We start from the raw sequence: 18,104 nt of genomic DNA on the forward strand, positions 1-18,104 counted from the left end.
TTTTCACTTTACTTACCCAAACCCATCTATCCCAACTTTCTTTTTTCAACGGATCAGACAGAATTAGCAAGATCGGAAAGTCTCCCTTCCCCAAAACAATTCAGGGGAATACGCCGCCGAATGCTCCGTCTTTCTGGGAGACAATAAAAAAGTGTATTAACCCTAGGCAAGGGATGGTTCAAGCTCCAATTCACAAGCTTTAACCTGCTGGCGTGACATAATCCGCATTTGATGAGGATAGCGTGGCCGGGGATTCCCCACTAACCAAATGGGGGGCACCATACTGGTTTCGTAACAGTCAATTTGATATAAAACCCCCGGTTCGGATTTGAGTTCTACTATTGTCCCCGGCAAATACTCAAACATTTCATCCCAGTCAATGGGAGATGTAGTATTCATCAGCGGTCCTCCATATTGCTCAAAAGGTTTTATGCTTTCTCGACTCAGGACTTGTGGGGGACGGAATTGTACTTAATTACACTGCGGCCAGACGGTGTCGCCATAAAAGTGACAAAATCCCTGGCAATTTCCCCAAAACTTTCATTCCCGAGCAAATCAGAAAGAAATAAAACGAATAAAATCTGTATCGACTTTAACAAAATTGAGCAATGCTGGCACAAAGTACGGGAATAAGTTCACAAATCGTGACATTGGAGGCAAAAACGGGCAAATGACGATCGCCGGGATCATTAGAATGAGAGCCGATTCCAATCCTTAAAAGAACGGAGATAACGCAAACTTCCCGATTAGATGGTACAATAGTGCGCCTAAAATAGAGCCAGGGAAAAAATTGCAGCTCTATCAATGGATATGAATAAAGAGAAGAACTACAACTGATAAAGATGGTATTATTTATGTGGAAAGATGACTAGAACTCTATCTAATTAGAATTACCTTAAAAATAGCTTTATTCAGTGAAAGACCCAATCGCAGCAAGCTGCGGGGTATGCGCAACCCATTTTTAGATCCAACTCAACTTAAAACCTTTTCTAACTCATTTTGTTGCCACAGGGATTGATAAAGTCCTGACTGTTGTAGTAGTTCTTCATGGCTGCCCGTTTGGACAATGCGGCCATGGTCCATGACAAAAATGCGGTCCGCTTGGGCAGCGGCGGAAAGTTGATGGGAAACAAAGAGTACCGTGTTATTGCGGCGGGCCAGGTAATGCAAAATGCGGGTGGCGGTCTGATTATCCACGCTGGAAAGGGCATCGTCTAGCACCAACAGGGGAGCATCAAGAATTAAAGCTCTGGCTAGGGCAGCCCGCTGTCTTTGGCCACCGGACAGGGTAATACCCCTTTCCCCCACTAGGGTTTGGTAATGCTGGGGAAAATTGGCAATTTCTTGGTCTAAATGGGCTTGTTGGGCCGCTTGTTCGATCGCCGTGTCGGTTTGACTCGGATCACTGTAGGCAATGTTTTCGGCAATGGTGGTGCTGAACAAAAAACTTTCCTGGGGCACAAAGGCGATCGCCGAGCGTAAATCGCTGAGGGCAATTTGGGTGATGTCGTAGTCATCAATGAACACCTGACCAGGGGCAATATCCAACAAACGGGGTAAAACATTAACCAAGGTAGATTTACCAGAACCGATAGGCCCCACAATGGCCACCATTTCCCCAGGGTAAACAGTAAAGTCCACTTGCTCTAACGCTGGCAGGTCGCTACCAGGGTAGCAATAGTTCAGGCCGCGGGCGGTGATTTTTCCGGTGGCCTGAGCCGGACTAAAAGGCAGAGGTTGGGGCACCGTTAAAATTTTCGGAGTGGTATGGAAAATAGCTTCCACCCGTTGAATGCTCACTTCTCCCCGTTGGTAGGCAGTGATGGTAAAACCCAGTAGGGCAGTGGGAAATACCAACCGTTCCACCAAAATGATCAGGGCAATGAAGTCCCCAATGGTGATACTGCCATCTTGGATTAGGCCAGTGCCAAAGGCCAGCAAAATGAGCAAGCTCAGGTAAGCCAGACCTTCAATTAAGGGAAAAAGAAAATTTCTGATGCGGGCCAGCTTCAGGTTTGCCTGGAGCAATTTTTGGTTTCTCGTCTGAAAAGCCTGTCGTTCGTTATCTTCCTGGGAATAAATTTTGATTAAACTAATGCCGCTCATATCCTCCTGCACCAGTTCGCTCAGGGCAGACAACTCTTCCTGCACCTCCAATTGATAATCTCGCAACTTACCGCTGAAAAGATTGACACTCATCAGCATCAGCGGATAAACAGAAACCGCCAACAAGGTGAGGGGAATGTGGAGGGCAAACATGGCCGGGATAGTCAGGGCATAGGCAAAAACAGTGTTGATCAAACTCAACACCGCAAAACCCACCAAGCGACGAATATTATCCACATCGCTGGTGGCCCGGTTAATCAAATCCCCAATGGTATTTTCGGTGAAATAGAGGGGTTCTAACTTGAGCAGATGGTCAAAAATTTTCTGTTTGAGCTCGTATTCCACCTGTCTTCCCACCCCAAAAATTAGAATGCGGGAGGCCATGCGGATAAACCACATCAGGGAAGCAAGAACGACAATTAGCACCACAATACGAGCCACGTCCGATGCCTCAAAGGGGGGCATTAAATCGTCAATGCTGTCCCGCATCAAAATGGGAATGTAAACCCCCAGGGCATTGGCCAAAAATAGCGCAAAGGTTCCAGCTCCGATCGCCCGCCAATGGGGAGTTAAATAACGAAGTAACTGCTTGACGCTGGGGGCGGCCATGGACGAAACCTAAAGGGAAAACAGCTTTGATCGTAACCCATTTAACGGTTAATTTCCTCTAGCCCAGGTGGGGGAACCGCCCTCCTAAAGTTGCTAAAACTTGCTGAAATGGGAGAATTTTACCCTTTTGCTTGATTACCCTTTCCCCGGTGACCTAAACTGCTAAAAGACGAGATTTTGTGTAGTTTTTCAATGGCTTTGGGGCCATGGGGGCCATGGGCGTAAATTTTTTGGCAGGGGATATCGGCGGCACTAAAACTATTCTGGCCCTGGTGACGATAAACGAGAGTAGCCCAGGATTGGCCAGGCCGGTGACTCTGTTCGAACAGACCTACAGCAGTCCAGCTTTTCCCGATCTGGTGCCCATGGTGCAACAATTCCGTCAAGAAGCAGCCTTTGTGTTGGGTAACCCAATCTCCGTTGCTAAGGCCTGTTTCGCCATTGCCGGCCCCGTGATTGATAACACCTGTCGGCTCACTAATTTAGATTGGCATCTCAGCGGCGATCGCCTGGCCCAGGAATTGGCCATTGCCCAGGTTGACCTCATCAATGATTTTGCTGCTGTGGGCTACGGTATTTTAGGGCTGGGGTCAGAGGATTTGACCGTACTCCAGGCCGCTCCAGTGGATCCATCAGGGGCGATCGCCATATTGGGAGCAGGCACCGGCTTGGGACAATGCTACGTAATTCCCCAAGGCCAAGGACGCTATCGAGTTTTTGCCTCCGAAGGAGCCCATGGTGACTTTGCCCCCCGATCGCCCTTGGAATGGCAGTTATTGGAGTATCTCAAAACGCAGTATTCCCTGGGGCGGGTTTCCATTGAACGGGTGGTATCCGGCATGGGCATCGCTGTGATTTATGAATTTTTGCGGCACCAATACCCAGAACGGGAATCAGCCCAATTCAGCAAACTCTACCAAACCTGGAATCGAGAAAAGGACCAAGAAACCAAAACCGTCGATCTGGCCGCCGCCGTATCCCAAGCCGCCCTGGAAGGCACCGATGCTTTGGCCAGCCAAGCCATGGAGCTTTTTCTCGGGGCCTATGGCGCAGAGGCGGGAAATCTTGCGTTGAAACTACTACCCAGAGGTGGTTTGTACGTTGCGGGCGGCATTGCCCCCAAAATTATCCCCTTACTGGAAAAGGGCAGTTTTATGCAAGGTTTTAGTGACAAAGGCAGGATGCAAAGCTTAATGGGGACAATTCCCGTACAGGTGGTACTCAACGCCAAAGTTGGCCTGATTGGAGCGGCGGTTTGTGCGGCCCAGTCTTAGAAAGTGGACATTTTGGGTTGTTAACTTTGCCTTTACCTGGGAATTGCGGGGAAGGGTTATGCTGACTTTGGGGGGGATCTGGCCCGATGGGAGTAATGCTTGGGTAATGCAAACAAGATGCTTGACCAATGGGGACTAAGCCCGATCGCCTGGATTGATTTTTGAGGGTTGCCTGATTTTATGTTTGTGAACAGTTCCCTGATCGCCGATGGTTTATGTGCCTTAGTAGGCTTAGACTCCCAGCCCCTCCAATTCTATGAAAGGGGTGACGTTGTTCCGCCCAAAGACCAGGGGTGTTGGCAAATTTACCGGGGGATTTTACAGGTCAGTCAATGGACCTTGGGAGGCGATGAGGTGCTGATGGGTTGGGCCCAACCTGGTAGTTTTGTGGGCTTAGATTTTAGTGCCCATCAACGGGAAACCTACCAAATTCGAGCTTTGACGGATGTATATCTGCGGGGTTATTCCCTGGAAATGATTACCAACAACGCTAATTTATGTCGCTTGGTGCTTGACCAGACCCTACAGCAGGTGAGGCAAAGGGAAGCTCTACTGGCGATCGCCGGTTATAAACGGGTGGACGAAAGACTCCAAGGCCTACTGAACTTACTAGGACAGGAATTGGGGCAACCAGGGACCGGGGGCATGCGTTTATCGGTGCGGCTTACCCATCAAATGTTAGCCAATGCCATTGGCACCACCAGGGTAACAGTCACCCGTCTGCTGGGGGAATTCCAAACCCAGGGAAAGGTCAGTTTAGACGGCGATCGCCATTTGGTCATTGCCTTGGGAAACTAGATGTGAACCGGATTGGCAAGGTTTTTTTTGATAGCCTGGACTCAGTTGTTGTGCAGTTGAGGAAATAGTTATGGTCTGGGCAAACCTTGGGCACTGTTGTCGATGGCTTGGGGCTTTAACAGTAGCAACGACTTTGCTGGCCCCCATCCCATTAAAAGCTGGTAGTGCAACGGCGATCGCCTCTCCGCTGACTGGGTTGCAGACATTACCATCCCAATTGTTACTGGCGGAAATTATTCGGGGTTGTCCCAGGGCGGAAGTGGTGGAAGCCTATGAGACCAAAACCTATCTGGTTTATATTTGCCAAACCTACGACGGGCAATTTTTCTACCGGGGCGTTAATAAAAACAATGGCGACCAGATTAATGTGATGGATGTGCTCAGCACCGACGGCGGCACCTACTACGCCACTAATGGAGCCTATACCTACTGGGTGGACCGGCAACAGTTACGGGTAACCAAGAATGGTAAAACTATTTTCTCTGAACCTGTTTTAAGGTAGATGGAACTAGTTAGCCCATTTAGCCCAAGCCCACCATGCAATTGCACCTCTGCACCTGGCCCGAAGTCGAAAATTATCTACAGTCTTCCAGCGGCATTATTTTTCCCATTGGTTCTACGGAACAGCACGGCCCCACTGGTCTGATCGGTACCGATGCCATTTGTGCGGAGGCGATCGCCAAGGGGGTGGGAGAAGCAACTGGAGCCATGGTGGGGCCAACCATTAACGTGGGCATGGCTTTGCATCACCTGGCTTTTCCCGGCAGTATAAGTTTACGTCCCAGTACCCTGATCCAGGTTGTTGTGGATTACATCAGCAGTTTAGCTAACGCCGGTTTTAGCCGTTTTTACTTCATCAATGGCCATGGGGGAAATATTGCCACCCTCAAAGCCGCTTTTTCCGAAACCTATCACCATTTGGGCGGCCATGGCCAAGATGTCCGTTGTCAGGTGGGTAATTGGTTCATGGCCAGGGGAGTATATCAATTGGCCAAGGAACTCTACGGTGACCAAGAAGGTTCCCACGCCACCCCCAGTGAAGTAGCTGTAACCCAATTTGTTTACCCCGAAGCGATTAAAACTGCGCCGTTAAATTCGGAAGTTGCCTCAGGCCATAGTATTTATAGCGCCCAAGATTTCCGAGCCCATTATTCTGACGGCCGCATGGGTTCTAATCCGGCCCTGGCTACCCCAGAGCATGGCCAAAGATTTTATGAAGTGGCAGTGAAGGAATTAAGTGAGAGCTATCAGCGGTTTTTGGCAGAAAATTAGCTTCAATTCAGCCAAATTTCCCCAATGGGCGGATTAGTTAATCTTTCTAGGAAAACTGGCAGTAATAAACTGAACCCCCCGATCGGCGATCGCCAAATGCCCCTGGCTAGGTTAAGGTGAACATTGCCCCCGTAGTTGATAGTCTGTCTGCGCCCGCCATGTTGGAAGAACTGAAACAATCCCCCCCTTGGCTCCGGCTGAGTCTGCTCTTTCCTCTCTTTTTCCTCAACGGTTGGTTAATCTACAAAGCCATGGGTTTTTTGCAACCCCTCAGTAGTTTGTTGGTGGCGGCCGCCCTACTAGCTTTTTTATTAGATATTCCCGTCCGAATTTTGGTGGAAAAAGGTCTCAAACGACCCTGGGCGGTGGCTAGCGTTCTACTCATTGCCCTGGTCGTCATCAGTCTTTTTCTGTTAATCGTCATTCCCCTGGCGATCGACCAATTGGGACAACTGCTGGATAACTTACCCGGCTGGTTCCGTTCCGGCAACGCCCAACTGCTAGTGCTGCAAGCTTGGGTCAATGAGCATTACGCTAATCTCCAGGTGGACCTCCAACCCCTGATCAGTCAGGCAATTGAAAAGTTAAGCCGCATTCTCAATTCCTTTGGCAATCAACTGTTGGGGCTAGTGGGGGTCACCATTAGTACCAGTATTAATGGCTTGATTCTGTTAGTGCTGACCATTTTCCTGGTGCTGGGGGGAGAAACAATTTGGGATGGCATTTTTAGTTGGTTTCCCCATCCTTGGCAGAGAGATTTGCAAAATTTAATTCGGGATACCTTTGAAGGATATTTTGCTACCCAGGCAATTTTAGCGGGTATTCTCTCGGTGGCTCAAATGGTTGTGTTTACCCTACTCCAAGCCCCCTATGCCATCCTTTTTGCCATTACCATCGGTCTAAGCACTTTGATTCCTTTTGCCAGTGCTTTAAGCATTATTGTCATTAGTCTGTTGCTAATGTTGGAAAACTTTTGGTTGGGGGTAAAAATTCTTTTGGCGGCGGTGATTGTGGGGCAAATTAATGATAATGTCATCTCCCCTCGTTTGATGGGTAACCGCACCGGTTTAAACCCTGCTTGGATTATTGTTTCTTTGTTTGTAGGCAGTAAATTAGGGGGAGTTTTGGGTCTGTTGGTGGCGGTGCCCCTAGCCAGCGTTATCAAAGCAACGAGCGATCGCCTGCGGGGATTACCGAAAAAATCTTTGGAACAGCCCGCTGAAGTTTCAGTGGTCTCGACCTAAATTTTTAGATAACTGTTAAAGGTTAAACCCTGTAGAATTTTATTTTTTACCGCTTCTATCTCTTAATTCTCTTAATTTTTTTTACGTTTCGACCATCCATGGACCAGGACAAATATCTTAGTAGTTACGATTACCACCTGCCTCCCCAATGCATTGCCCAAACCCCCGCCGTTCCTAGGGATCATTCCCGTCTACTGGTGGTGAAAGACCCATTCACCGTGGACCACCAACATTTTTATGATTTGGGTAACTATCTGAAACCGGGGGATTTATTAGTCCTCAATGACACCAAGGTAATGCCCGCCCGTCTCCATGGCCAAAAAGAAAATGGCGTGGCAGTGGAGATTTTACTCTTGACAGAGTGTACTGAAAACCAATGGATTGCCCTAGTCAAGCCAGGCAAAAGATTAAAGCTGGGGGCCAAAGTTAAATTTCCCGCCAGGGATGGGGAAAAGCCCGACCTCTGGGCCACCATTTTGCAACGGGACGACGCCACGGGGGGACGGTTATTAGAATTTGTTTTGGAGCCAAGACAAAGACTCTGGGATGTGTTGCCAGACTATGGTGAAATTCCCTTTCCTCCCTACATCGGCGATCGCCAGGCTACGGATGACCAATATCAAACCATCTATGCAGAAAAGTTAGGGGCGGTGGCGGCCCCCACGGCGGGGTTACATTTCACCGAGGAATTGTTTACCAAACTAGCCGAACAGGGAGTACAGACAGCGAAAGTTACTCTCCATGTGGGCATTGGCACCTTTCGCCCCGTGGAAGCGGAAAATATTCTCGACCACGTAATGCACCAAGAATGGATTGATGTACCCCCAACGACGGTGGAAGTGATTGAAAAAACTAGGGCCAGTGGGGGCAAAATTTTTGCGGTGGGCACCACGGTGGTGCGCTGTTTGGAAGGCATGGCCCAGGAAAGTGATTTTCCCCGGCAACCCCTGCAATCCTTTCGGGGCCAGACGGATTTGTTTATTTACCCCGGTTATCAATGGCGCTTAGTAGATGGGCTGATTACCAATTTCCACTTGCCCAAATCCAGTTTATTAATGTTGGTCAGTGCCCTGATCAGCCGCCCCCGGTTAATGGCCATTTACGAAACGGCAATCGCCAAAGGGTACCGATTTTATTCCTTTGGAGATGCCATGGTGATTCTGCCGGAAGCTTGCCGAGGACAGGAAAAAATTCGATAAAACTAGGGGCTGGGTATTATTTAAATCGGTTTATATTCAACCGAATTAACCTAAAAATAGGCTAATTTTTCCAGGCCAAATCGGGCCGTAATCTCCGCTAAACGAGATAAATTTTCCCGCTCCGACTCGGTTAGGTAGGGCACAATCCCCAAAACCGGCAAATGGGTAAAGGATTCCAACATAGCTGGAGTGGCCCATTCTTCCACCTTGCCCTCCGCCTCCGGGCTAGCACAACTGAGTACTAAGCCCTTCAGTTTGACCTTAGTTTGTCTGGCCAAGGCCACCTGGGCGATCGCCTGGCCCATGGCCCCCAGTTGCACCGGCACCACCAAAATAGTTTCCAAACGCCAAAGGGCGGCAATATCCGCCACTGTCAGTTCGTGGGTAACGGGGGAACCCAAACTACCCAGGGCTTCCACCAGTACATGGTCATGGTTTTGTCGCATTGTCTGCAAAGTCTGCCAGACTACTCCCAAATCAATGGTTTTTCCTTCTTGGTCAGCGGCCAAAGGAGGAGCTAGGGGCGCAGCAAATTTCAGCGGCGTCACCACATCCCAGTGGGTCAGATGGCCGAATAATTGTTGGTAAAGCTCGTCATCCCCCAGACCAGTCTGCATCAACTTCATTAGTCCGAAAGACTGATCTTTGCCATACTTCCACCAGTAGGCCGCCAACGCCGAAGTAGTTACCGTTTTCCCCACTCCTGTGTCGCAACCCGCAACTAATAAAGTTTTTTGGTCAACGGCTCGGGAAAAATTCGACATGGAGAGCAAAAACTGGGAAGAGAAATTTATTGGAGGTTAATTTAAGTTTTGCAAAACCTAAAGAGATTGGCGAGGAAAGAATCCGCTATGATTGGATCGGAAACCCTGGGTTTGCTTCCGGGCACCCGACTAAGGGAAACACCAGTAATCTGCCATGACATGGGGGTAAAGTGTCTGCCGTGAGCCGTATCGCTACTTTAACACGTCAATCGATGCTGTCTGCCTTATCTGACAACAATCGCTTACGTCTTTTTTCCGGATCATCCAACCCATCTTTATCCCAAGAAGTGGCCCGTTATTTGGGCATGGACATCGGCCCCATGTTGCGGAAACGGTTTGCCGATGGAGAACTCTACATTCAAATCCAGGAATCCATTCGGGGCGGTGACGTTTATCTGATCCAACCCTGCTGCCATCCGGTTAACGATAACTTGATGGAATTGCTGATCATGATCGATGCCTGCCGTCGTGCTTCAGCCCGCCAGATTACCGCCGTGTTGCCCTATTACGGTTATGCGAGGGCAGATCGTAAAACCGCTGGTCGGGAATCCATCTCGGCCAAGTTAGTTGCTAATCTCATCACCGGTGCCGGGGCCCAACGGGTTTTAGCTATGGACCTCCACTCTGCCCAGATCCAGGGTTATTTTGACATTCCCTGCGACCACATGTACGGTTCCCCCGTTATTATCGACTACCTAAAAAGTAAGCAACTAACTGACTTAGTGGTGGTTTCCCCCGACGTGGGAGGGGTAGCCCGGGCTCGGGCCTTTGCCAAAAAGTTAAACGATGCCCCCCTGGCCATTATTGATAAACGTCGTCAGAGCCATAACGTTGCAGAAGTATTAAATCTCATAGGTGACGTGGACGGAAAAACCGCCGTGCTAGTGGATGACATGATCGACACCGCTGGTACTTTGTCGGAAGGCTCCCGTTTGCTCCGGGCCCAGGGCGCTCGTCAGGTCTATGCCTGTGCCACCCATGCTGTTTTCTCGGAGCCGGCCATCAATCGCCTTTCTGGTGGCTTGTTTGAAGAGGTGATTGTTACCAATACCATTCCCGTGCCTGACGATCATCATTTTCCCCAACTGACTATTCTTTCCGTGGCTAATTTAATTGGGGAAGCGATTTGGCGCATCCACGAGGAAAGCTCCGTCAGCAGTATGTTCCGCTAGGAATAACAATAATTTTTTGTGGACAATGGTAAAGCTGGATAGCCAGGCTGGCCAAAGCTGGGACGGGGTGATAGTCTTGGTTAAGTAATTTGAAGCTGATGCCGCCTTGGGCCATGCCTTGGTTCGGCAATGTCTTTGGCTATGCTAGTAGTTGGGTGGTCAATGCCGTCATCCAGTTACTATTTTCGGGCTCAGGCTTGTTTGCAAGCTTTGCTCTGTGCCCGGTTCTGTTGCCTCAATTGCTAACTCTTGAGGATTTCTCAAATAGATTTCCACTAGACATTCCCCCTTTTCCATCTCAATTTCCTCGGAGGCCAAGCCATGTCTATGCCATCTATGCCTAAATTTTCCCAAGCTAAATTGTCCAAAAAACTACTCGCGCTTCTCTCCCTAAGTGGTGTTTTGGTGATGGGGTTGCCTGCCATTAGTTTTGCCCAAGGTAACTCTGGGTTCACTATTTTTAGTGGGGTGGATAATCGTAGCGATATTCTGGATTACTACTTACAATTCAACGGTCGTTCTGGTCAAAGGGACCGCTATAAACTGTATATCCCCGCCAAGAAAATGACCCAGGGGGCCAAAGTTTTATACGTTTCCTACCCCGAAAATTTTGATGGCACTTTCGATGTAGATAAAGTCCGGGTTGAAACGAAACGCCAGGGAAACATTGAAATTGAAGATGTGGTTTGGGACAAAGAAAGTCGCTTTTTACAGATTGTTTTGGCAGAGCCAGCAGAACCAAACAGTCAGGTGACCATTACCCTTTCCAATGTTACTAACCCCAGCCTTGGAACTTATTACATGGTGGCCGATGCCATGGTATCCGGTGATATTCCCGTCCGAGTTTATTTAGGGACTTGGATTGTGAGTATTAACCGTTAGTTGGTTTATCCTATGGGGGATTTTTGTCGGGGTTTCGATTGACAAGACTGGCAAAGACGGGTCAAGGATAATTTTTGTCCCCGCCTTCTGAGCCTGTGATTTTATAATTGTCCCTCAGGTTAGATTGACACTAATTCAATCTTATCTGTGTGATCTTTACCAACGGCATTTCCTTGGTTTTTATTAATTGCATTGAGTAGCGATAACTTTGATGATTACCCACTGCCGCCGAACTGTTGCGGCTATTTTTCTGGCAATTTTTTCCTGGCCGATCGCCCCTGGGCAAACTGCTCCTCCCAGGCCAGTGGATGAGACAGTGGAGTGCGAAATTTTGATAGTGGGGGGTGGATTGGCAGGCACAGCAACGGCCTATGAAGGTTTGTTGGCGGGGAAAAATGTTTGCATGACGGAGCTGACGGATTGGGTGGGGGGTCAACTTACTTCCCAGGGCACCGCCGCCCTCGATGAACGGCCAACCCAAACGGATAAGTTGTTTTATCCCCGGGGTTATCTGGAGCTACGGCAACGGATTAAGGATTTCTACGGTGTGCAAAATCCGGGCAAATGCTGGGTAAGTCGCTCTTCTTGTTTCCTACCCAAGGATGGCCATGACATTCTGATGGCAATGCTGGAGGATGCAGAAAAGAAAGGCCAGGGCACTCTGCAATGGTTTCCTAACACGGTTATCAAAGAATTAGTCTTAGCCCCCACCGCCCTTGGGGAAGCAGGAGAAGAAATTATTCAGGCGATCGCCATTCAGCACCAACCGGCTCCCAACGCCCCACCGTTGAACAGTCAGTTTTTATCCCAGACCATTGAAGATAGTTACCGCTACGAAGATTCGGAGCAATTCACTAAAACTATCATTAACTTCACTGCGCCCCAAAGTAACCAGGGTAGAACAGCCCAATGGTTGGTGGTGGAAGCTACGGAAACCGGGGAATTAATTGGTTTAGCAGATGTGCCCTACCGGGTAGGAGTAGATCCCCGCACCTATCTTGATCCCTCCTCTTCTAGTGTGGAAGGCTTTGCCTACTGTACCCAGGGCTTCACCTACACCTTTGCCATGGAGGCCACCACCGAGCCCCAACCCCAACCAGAGCCGGATTTTTACCAAAGATTTACTCCCTATTACAGCTACGACCAATCCCGGTTTGATTTTGATGCGCTGTTTACCTATCGACGCATTTGGAGTCCCGATGGGCTAGGTATTTTTGAGACTGCTACCCCTAACCAACCGAAAAATCGCTTTGGGGTTAGTCCCACCCAGCCAGGGGAAATTTCCATGCAAAACTGGTTGCCGGGAAACGATTACACTCCCGGTACCCCTAGGGACAATTTTGTTTATACCAGAGAGCAACTACAACAAACAGGACAACTGGAACCAGAGGGTTGGCTAGGAGGACTGCGGACAGAAAGCTTAGCCAATGGCGAAAAAATCGCCTTGGGTTTTTACCATTGGTTAGTGGCAGGCACCACCGATGCCAAGCTGGGCGACAACGTCAAAACTCCCAATCCCAATAACCGTTTGCTGAAGGGGTTGGATAGTCCCATGGGCACCGAGCATGGTCTTTCCAAGTTTCCCTATATTCGGGAAGGGCGCAGAATCATTGGCCGGCCGGATTTTATCTATCCAAACGGCTTTGAAATCAATGAAACGGATATTTCCCGCCAGGATTTTAAAGACGATTTTTACCGGAAAAATCTTTCCCCCAGGGATTACCGTCGTTTACACGCAGAGCTAGCGGGCATTGACGGTTTGGATGTGCTTGATGGTAGCCTTTCCCCCGATGCAGTGGAGCGTCGCCAGCGGGCCACCATGTATCCTGATTCCGTGGGCATTGGCCATTACAACATTGATTTTCATCCCTGTTATCTGGAATATCCGGTGGAAAAACCCGGTAACATTGAGCGACCAGGGGAACGCCAAGCCCATACCCCTTCCTACCCGTTCCAAATTCCCCTGCGGGCCATGATTCCCCAACGCGTCGATAATCTCTTAGTGGTGGGAAAAACCATTGCCACTAGTCATATTGCGGCGGCGGCCTATCGGGTTCATTCCTTTGAATGGTCTTCTGGGGCGGCGGCGGGCATTGTGGCGGCGGATGCGTTGCAAAATGATTATTTACCCTATCAATTGGTAAATCAAACCGCTTTAATTGCCAATCAAAAATTGTTACAGTTGCGGCGCAAAATTGACAGTACTGGTAACCCGACAGCTTTCCCCAACACGTCTATTTTTACCAGCTTTGAAAATTGGAAGTAAACAATTTTTTGGGGTCAGTGTTTGTTGGGGTGATCGCCAAATTGCTTTGTCTATAGGAAAAATAGCAAAATTTGATCCACCAAATTAACTTCGTCGAGGGCGATAAGGGCTACCCCAGCAGTAATTACACCGATGCCTAGCCAACGGGCCAGGGGAATGGTTTCCCTGAGCAAAAATTTGGCCCCCAATAGGCTCATTACGTAACCCAAGGCCCCCGCCGGTCGGATCAGGCTAATATCGGTCCAGCTGAGCAGGGAAATAAAGGTGACAAAACTGATGGTTTGGCAACCAATGCCTCCTAACACTGAGGGATGGGAAAGGATGCGGCCAATTAATTTGACCATTTTTAAGGGTGATTGCAAGCTCACAGGGCCAATTTGTTTCATGCCCCGGGCAATGAGTACGTCCCCAGCGGAATCGGTGAAAATTAAAATCAAAATGCCAAACCAAACCCGAGAAAGGGCAATGCCCACAGGAAATAACCACAATGGCGATCGCCGGGAAGATTTAACTGGTACGACCGGGGCTGGGGTCGGGCTAAACTTTTCCTGCATTAACTGGGAACGGTGACGATGTTCTGACCAACAGACAATAAATACGCCACTGGCGATCATAAAAGTGGCTAGCCAACGGTAAAAGGAAACTTCTTCCCCCAGTATTAGCCACGCTAGTAGGGCATTGAGAATGTAGCTGGAAGAAAATAGGGGCAGAACTAAACTTAAATCCAGTCGGGATGTGGCAGTGAAATAGAGAAACAGGGCAAACAGCAACGTGATCACCCCCACCACAATCCAGGGGGAAGTAAGCAGATAGAGAAACAATGTCCACAAACCTGCAAGACTATAATCTTCCACTGCGCCGAACACTTTCATGCCCCGGCTGAGCCAAATATCCCCCAATACCTGGGTGGTGACCATGGTCAGCAGGAGGCCAATGGTTTTCCACTCTGTTAACGTTAAGCGTTTAGCTCCGTTGAGCAAGGTTATCCTCCACCTCGTACATACTGACGTTGAATGTTTCCCGCCATCAGTCAAATTAGCCGATGAACATGGCCAAGCCATCGGTGGCCTTGAGTAGGCGATCGGCCGCCCGTTCTGGGTGGGGCATCATCCCCAGCACATTACCTTGGGTATTGGTAATGCCAGCAATATGATGCAAAGAACCGTTGGGATTGCTGTCCGCCGTCAATTCCCCCTGGGCATTGCTGTAGCGGAAGAGAATTTGCTCGTTATCTTCCAAGGCTTTCAACGTATCCCCATCAGCAAAGTAGCGGCCCTCGCCGTGGGCAATGGGAAGGGTGATTACCTGTTGGGATTGGTAACCCTTTGTCCAGACTGTCTGATTGCTTTCCACCCGCACTGTCACCCGGTCACAGATGAAATGTAAATCCCGATTGCGAATTAAGGCCCCCGGCAGTAAACCAACTTCCGTTAGCACCTGAAAACCGTTACAGATACCCAACACCCTTTTGCCTGCGTTGGCATGGTCAATGATCGCCTGCATAATCGGAGAAAATCTGGCGATCGCCCCACAGCGGAGATAATCACCGTAGCTGAAGCCCCCTGGCAAAACCACCACATCTACCCCGTGGAGATCGGTTTCTTGGTGCCAAATAAATCGAGTTGGCTGGTCTAATAAACCGGCGGTGACGGTGGCAATGTCCCGATCGCAGTTGGAACCGGGAAAAACAATAATACCAAAACTGGTCATGGTGTGACGGCACCTTCTAGGGCGGTAATTTCAAAGCAATAATTTTCGATCACCGTATTGGCCAATAGTTGGTCACACATGGTGTCTAGCTGTTGGGAAGCGGTGGCTTCGTCCGGGGCCTCGAGGGTTAATTCAATGTATTTACCAATTCTGACCTGGGAAACGCCATCGTAGCCCAATTGTTGCAAACCGGATTGCACAGCGGTACCAGCGGGGTCAAGCACGGAGGGACGTAGGGTAACGTAAATACGACAATGGTAGGAATGGGACATGGAGGGCCTTACCGGGGAATCTGCCACTGTTAATCCTGCCTTAGAAAGTCTTTCTCGGCAAGACTAGCCCCAAATCTAGATCTCGAAAATGAAATCACTTTACTGCTAAAGAGCGCCGGATTATTTTGTGCAAAACTTAGCTTTTTTGGCCTCAGGATATTTCCCAAAATTATGCAAAAAAATACATAACACCGCCTAGCCTGGATTGGATCAAAAATTGAGAATTATTTTAAGGTACATCTCTTTGAATAAAAGTAGCGTCATTTCTGAAAATTGTGCTTTCTGTAAATTCGCTAAATTTATCAAGCCACAGTTCAAAGTTCCGATGTCGAATATAGTGCCCTGGATAATTGTTTGATTCAAATGATACTCCCCCTTGGGAATTTAATCCATTTCTTGGACAAAAAGTTGCATCCTGCCTAAAAAGATCATTGTTTTCATTGGCAGACAAAATTATGCGATAGTTTCTATGTCTTAGGAAGTAATTCGGAAAGTTTCTAGATTCCAAAGAAATGCAATTAGCATTTGCTAATCCTGGTGTAATGCGAAAACTAGAATCAAGTTCATCTAAGCCTGTATTGATGGGTTCAATGTAGCCAAGATAATTCCTATGACGTATGTAGCGCTGGGGATAATTAACTGATTCGTAACGAACATAGGGAGTTTGGGCTTGGAGATCTCTAGATTTACTTAAAATACCTACAGAAGGAACTACTAAAGTTACTGCCAAGCCAAATACGGGAAGAAAGTGTAAAAGTTTCATTTTGTTTTACCTTCCGCTTAATCTGACAATCTAGGCTGGTAATTTGATACTTAGACTCTTTTTTGGTGAACCTATTTCCTAGATATATCTCGATTATATCAAGCTTTTTTGCATGACCAAAGCATGGGGAATAAAACCAAATTTTTCATATAGTTTCATTGCCCCTTGGTTATGGCTAAAAACCTGCAACGCTATTAATCGATCGCCCCTTTGTTGACCCCATTGTTGGGCCTGTTCCATCAAGGCAGTAGCAATGCCCCGACGGCGGTGGGCCGGCTCCACATAGAGCATAAAAATATGGCCATGGCGATCGCCTGTTACTTGGTCAATAGCGTTGCCTAACCAAAGGCCTGCAATGGGTTGGGGACGAGTGATTTTCTCCGCCGAATTTGTTTGATTAAAACCATCGGCTGGCCCAATTGTCGGACTGATTTGGGCCATTAATCCCAGGGGATCTTCCCTTGGAGAAAAGGGGCTATCATGGTCGTTATGATTAAAATTTCCTTGGGTCGTTTCCGGCACAACCCACCACAATGGCGATCGCCAAGAAAAATAGCTTTCCACTGTCTGTTCTAAATGGGGAAAGTCGCACAGTTCCGGGAAAAGGGAATGGTAAGTACGCTCCAGAAAATCCACCAGTAACCGCCGATCTCTGGTAGTCCCTTTATAAAGGCAATAGCCGGGGGGACTCAACGGTGATTTTTCCATAGGTTACTGAATGTGTTGGCCGGAATAGGTGCATTGATCAGATTTGCCAATTCCCTTAATATTTCCCAGACCACAATGAAGTATTCCCTTAAAAAGCTGTTGGGGTTTGGGCTTATCCTCATCCTAACGGCGATCGCCTTAATTAGCCTGCGTTCCAAGCAAGTTTTACAGCCGCTCATAGTGGGCATGAATGACTGGCCTGGCTATAGCGTGATTCTGTATGCAGAATCTAAGGGTCTATTCACCAAGCGGGGACTAGACGTTAAATTAGTTCATTTTGAAGAACAGAATGATAATCTCCGGGCCACCATGCGGGGCTACCAGGATGCCAGTTTTGCCCCCCTGCCCCAGGCCATGCAATTGGATTTTCCCCAAGACACCCCAGAGTTTATCCTGGTTGCCGATGTTTCGGCCGGTTCCGACGGCATTGTAGCCCGGCCGGGATTAAATTTCATGTCCCAGATGCCTGGCAAAAAGATTAGCGCCCGGTCTGGTAGTCTTGCCCACGTAATTTTGCTAGAAGCTCTGTGGGCCAACGACCTAGACCTGGATGAAGTGGAAATTATTGACATATCGAACGAAGAAGGAGTCAATCACCTCAAAAATGGTTCCATTGACGCAGCGGTGCTTTGGGACCCTCTGTTGGAGAAAACAGCAGAAGAAATTGGGGGAAATATTATCTACACCACGGCCGAAATCGACAGCATGGTGGTGGATGGTCTGATAACCCGTCCAGCAGTAGTTGAAGAAAAACAAGAGGAATTAATTCGCTTTATTCAGGTATGGCTGGAGGTGATGGATGCGGTGGAAACTAATCCCGAAGAAGTTTTTACCATTGTGGCCCAACAATTGGATGTGCCTGTGGAGGTCTTTGTCCAAGGTTTCCAGGGGATGATTCACGGCGATCGCCTCTTGAATGAAAAAATGTTAGTGCAAAGACAATTAGAATCCGTCATTTCTAGAGGCTATCGGTTGCTACTAGAAAGTTATCGTCATCGCCTGATTATTCGAGATGATATTGTCATCAATTCTCGACTGTTTTCCCAAGCTGTGGAGCGGTCTTAA

Annotated in this window: 18 protein-coding genes; 10 read left to right on the forward strand and 8 right to left on the reverse strand. The window is 48.5% G+C overall.

Features of this window, described 5'->3' with window-relative positions:
• Positions 1-162: 162 nt before the first annotated feature.
• Together BWK47_RS16500 and BWK47_RS16505 are read right to left on the reverse strand one after the other, a co-directional pair.
• Positions 163-399, reverse strand: a complete 237-nt coding sequence (locus BWK47_RS16500) for a hypothetical protein (protein WP_162329504.1) — start codon at positions 397-399, stop codon at positions 163-165.
• 573 nt (positions 400-972) lie between these two features.
• Positions 973-2,715, reverse strand: coding sequence for an ABC transporter ATP-binding protein (locus tag BWK47_RS16505; protein WP_162329505.1), 1,743 nt, complete (start codon positions 2,713-2,715; stop codon positions 973-975).
• A 206-nt stretch (positions 2,716-2,921) separates the two neighbouring features.
• Between BWK47_RS16505 and glk the strand changes: the two genes are divergently transcribed.
• The 6 genes from glk to queA all read left to right on the forward strand — a co-directional run bounded on the left by glk (position 2,922) and on the right by queA (position 8,502).
• A complete protein-coding gene (gene glk / locus BWK47_RS16510) occupies positions 2,922-3,989 on the forward strand; it encodes a glucokinase (RefSeq protein ID WP_162329506.1) in 1,068 nt (355 codons plus the stop codon).
• Positions 3,990-4,169: 180 nt separating this feature from the next.
• Positions 4,170-4,787 carry a Crp/Fnr family transcriptional regulator gene (locus BWK47_RS16515; protein WP_162329507.1) on the forward strand — a complete coding sequence of 206 codons (618 nt, stop codon included), beginning with the start codon at positions 4,170-4,172 and terminating at the stop codon, positions 4,785-4,787.
• Between the two features lie 133 nt (positions 4,788-4,920).
• Positions 4,921-5,289, forward strand: a complete 369-nt coding sequence (locus BWK47_RS16520) for a hypothetical protein (RefSeq protein WP_237269706.1) — start codon at positions 4,921-4,923, stop codon at positions 5,287-5,289.
• 35 nt (positions 5,290-5,324) lie between these two features.
• A complete protein-coding gene (locus BWK47_RS16525) occupies positions 5,325-6,059 on the forward strand; it encodes a creatininase family protein (protein ID WP_162329509.1) in 735 nt (244 codons plus the stop codon).
• 116 nt (positions 6,060-6,175) lie between these two features.
• Positions 6,176-7,303 carry an AI-2E family transporter gene (locus BWK47_RS16530; protein WP_162329510.1) on the forward strand — a complete coding sequence of 376 codons (1,128 nt, stop codon included), beginning with the start codon at positions 6,176-6,178 and terminating at the stop codon, positions 7,301-7,303.
• 98 nt (positions 7,304-7,401) lie between these two features.
• Positions 7,402-8,502: a tRNA preQ1(34) S-adenosylmethionine ribosyltransferase-isomerase QueA gene (gene queA / locus BWK47_RS16535; RefSeq protein WP_162329511.1), complete on the forward strand. Its 1,101-nt coding sequence runs from the start codon at positions 7,402-7,404 to the stop codon at positions 8,500-8,502.
• Positions 8,503-8,552: 50 nt separating this feature from the next.
• On the opposite strand, the gene bioD is transcribed toward queA, so the two are convergent.
• The gene (gene bioD, locus BWK47_RS16540; RefSeq protein WP_162329512.1) at positions 8,553-9,266 is read right to left on the reverse strand and encodes a dethiobiotin synthase; all 714 of its coding nucleotides are present in this window, start codon (positions 9,264-9,266) and stop codon (positions 8,553-8,555) included.
• Between the two features lie 170 nt (positions 9,267-9,436).
• Between bioD and BWK47_RS16545 the strand changes: the two genes are divergently transcribed.
• From BWK47_RS16545 to BWK47_RS16555, 3 genes are all read left to right on the forward strand, one after another.
• Positions 9,437-10,438 carry a ribose-phosphate pyrophosphokinase gene (locus BWK47_RS16545; protein ID WP_010873832.1) on the forward strand — a complete coding sequence of 334 codons (1,002 nt, stop codon included), beginning with the start codon at positions 9,437-9,439 and terminating at the stop codon, positions 10,436-10,438.
• Positions 10,439-10,759: 321 nt separating this feature from the next.
• Complete coding sequence (locus BWK47_RS16550) at positions 10,760-11,320, forward strand: DUF2808 domain-containing protein (RefSeq protein WP_162329513.1); 561 nt, start codon at positions 10,760-10,762, stop codon at positions 11,318-11,320.
• 211 nt (positions 11,321-11,531) lie between these two features.
• Positions 11,532-13,586 carry an FAD-dependent oxidoreductase gene (locus BWK47_RS16555; RefSeq protein ID WP_162329514.1) on the forward strand — a complete coding sequence of 685 codons (2,055 nt, stop codon included), beginning with the start codon at positions 11,532-11,534 and terminating at the stop codon, positions 13,584-13,586.
• 50 nt (positions 13,587-13,636) lie between these two features.
• On the opposite strand, the gene BWK47_RS16560 is transcribed toward BWK47_RS16555, so the two are convergent.
• The 5 genes from BWK47_RS16560 to BWK47_RS16580 all read right to left on the reverse strand — a co-directional run bounded on the left by BWK47_RS16560 (position 13,637) and on the right by BWK47_RS16580 (position 17,039).
• Positions 13,637-14,566 carry an EamA family transporter gene (locus BWK47_RS16560; RefSeq protein WP_162329515.1) on the reverse strand — a complete coding sequence of 310 codons (930 nt, stop codon included), beginning with the start codon at positions 14,564-14,566 and terminating at the stop codon, positions 13,637-13,639.
• Between the two features lie 55 nt (positions 14,567-14,621).
• Positions 14,622-15,296, reverse strand: a complete 675-nt coding sequence (gene purQ, locus BWK47_RS16565; protein WP_162329516.1) for a phosphoribosylformylglycinamidine synthase subunit PurQ — start codon at positions 15,294-15,296, stop codon at positions 14,622-14,624.
• Positions 15,293-15,595, reverse strand: a complete 303-nt coding sequence (purS, locus tag BWK47_RS16570; RefSeq protein ID WP_010873826.1) for a phosphoribosylformylglycinamidine synthase subunit PurS — start codon at positions 15,593-15,595, stop codon at positions 15,293-15,295. Before purS ends, purQ begins: the two co-directional genes overlap by 4 nt.
• A gap of 202 nt (positions 15,596-15,797) precedes the next feature.
• Complete coding sequence (locus BWK47_RS16575; protein ID WP_162329517.1) at positions 15,798-16,331, reverse strand: AbfB domain-containing protein; 534 nt, start codon at positions 16,329-16,331, stop codon at positions 15,798-15,800.
• Between the two features lie 93 nt (positions 16,332-16,424).
• Entirely contained in the window at positions 16,425-17,039 is a 615-nt protein-coding gene (locus tag BWK47_RS16580) for a GNAT family N-acetyltransferase (protein WP_162329518.1), read from the reverse strand.
• Positions 17,040-17,114: 75 nt separating this feature from the next.
• On the opposite strand from BWK47_RS16580, the gene BWK47_RS16585 reads away from it, so the two are divergent.
• Positions 17,115-18,104 (forward strand): ABC transporter substrate-binding protein, encoded by a 990-nt coding sequence (locus BWK47_RS16585; protein ID WP_237269707.1) that lies wholly within the window; start codon positions 17,115-17,117, stop codon positions 18,102-18,104.

Origin of the sequence: Synechocystis sp. CACIAM 05 (assembly GCF_010222815.1) — a bacterium.
Taxonomy (GTDB): domain Bacteria; phylum Cyanobacteriota; class Cyanobacteriia; order Cyanobacteriales; family Microcystaceae; genus Synechocystis.

Coding starts and splice junctions, on each gene's coding strand:
- BWK47_RS16575 (WP_162329517.1), bottom strand. CDS start 16,331: ATGAAACTTTTACACTTTCTTCCCGTATTTGGCTTGGCAGTAACTTTA.
- BWK47_RS16585 (WP_237269707.1), top strand. CDS start 17,115: ATGAAGTATTCCCTTAAAAAGCTGTTGGGGTTTGGGCTTATCCTCATC.
- BWK47_RS16515 (WP_162329507.1), top strand. CDS start 4,170: ATGTTTGTGAACAGTTCCCTGATCGCCGATGGTTTATGTGCCTTAGTA.
- queA (WP_162329511.1), top strand. CDS start 7,402: ATGGACCAGGACAAATATCTTAGTAGTTACGATTACCACCTGCCTCCC.
- BWK47_RS16505 (WP_162329505.1), bottom strand. CDS start 2,715: ATGGCCGCCCCCAGCGTCAAGCAGTTACTTCGTTATTTAACTCCCCAT.
- BWK47_RS16580 (WP_162329518.1), bottom strand. CDS start 17,039: ATGGAAAAATCACCGTTGAGTCCCCCCGGCTATTGCCTTTATAAAGGG.
- BWK47_RS16500 (WP_162329504.1), bottom strand. CDS start 399: ATGAATACTACATCTCCCATTGACTGGGATGAAATGTTTGAGTATTTG.
- BWK47_RS16525 (WP_162329509.1), top strand. CDS start 5,325: ATGCAATTGCACCTCTGCACCTGGCCCGAAGTCGAAAATTATCTACAG.
- purQ (WP_162329516.1), bottom strand. CDS start 15,296: ATGACCAGTTTTGGTATTATTGTTTTTCCCGGTTCCAACTGCGATCGG.
- glk (WP_162329506.1), top strand. CDS start 2,922: ATGGGGGCCATGGGCGTAAATTTTTTGGCAGGGGATATCGGCGGCACT.
- BWK47_RS16550 (WP_162329513.1), top strand. CDS start 10,760: ATGTCTATGCCATCTATGCCTAAATTTTCCCAAGCTAAATTGTCCAAA.
- BWK47_RS16555 (WP_162329514.1), top strand. CDS start 11,532: ATGATTACCCACTGCCGCCGAACTGTTGCGGCTATTTTTCTGGCAATT.
- bioD (WP_162329512.1), bottom strand. CDS start 9,266: ATGTCGAATTTTTCCCGAGCCGTTGACCAAAAAACTTTATTAGTTGCG.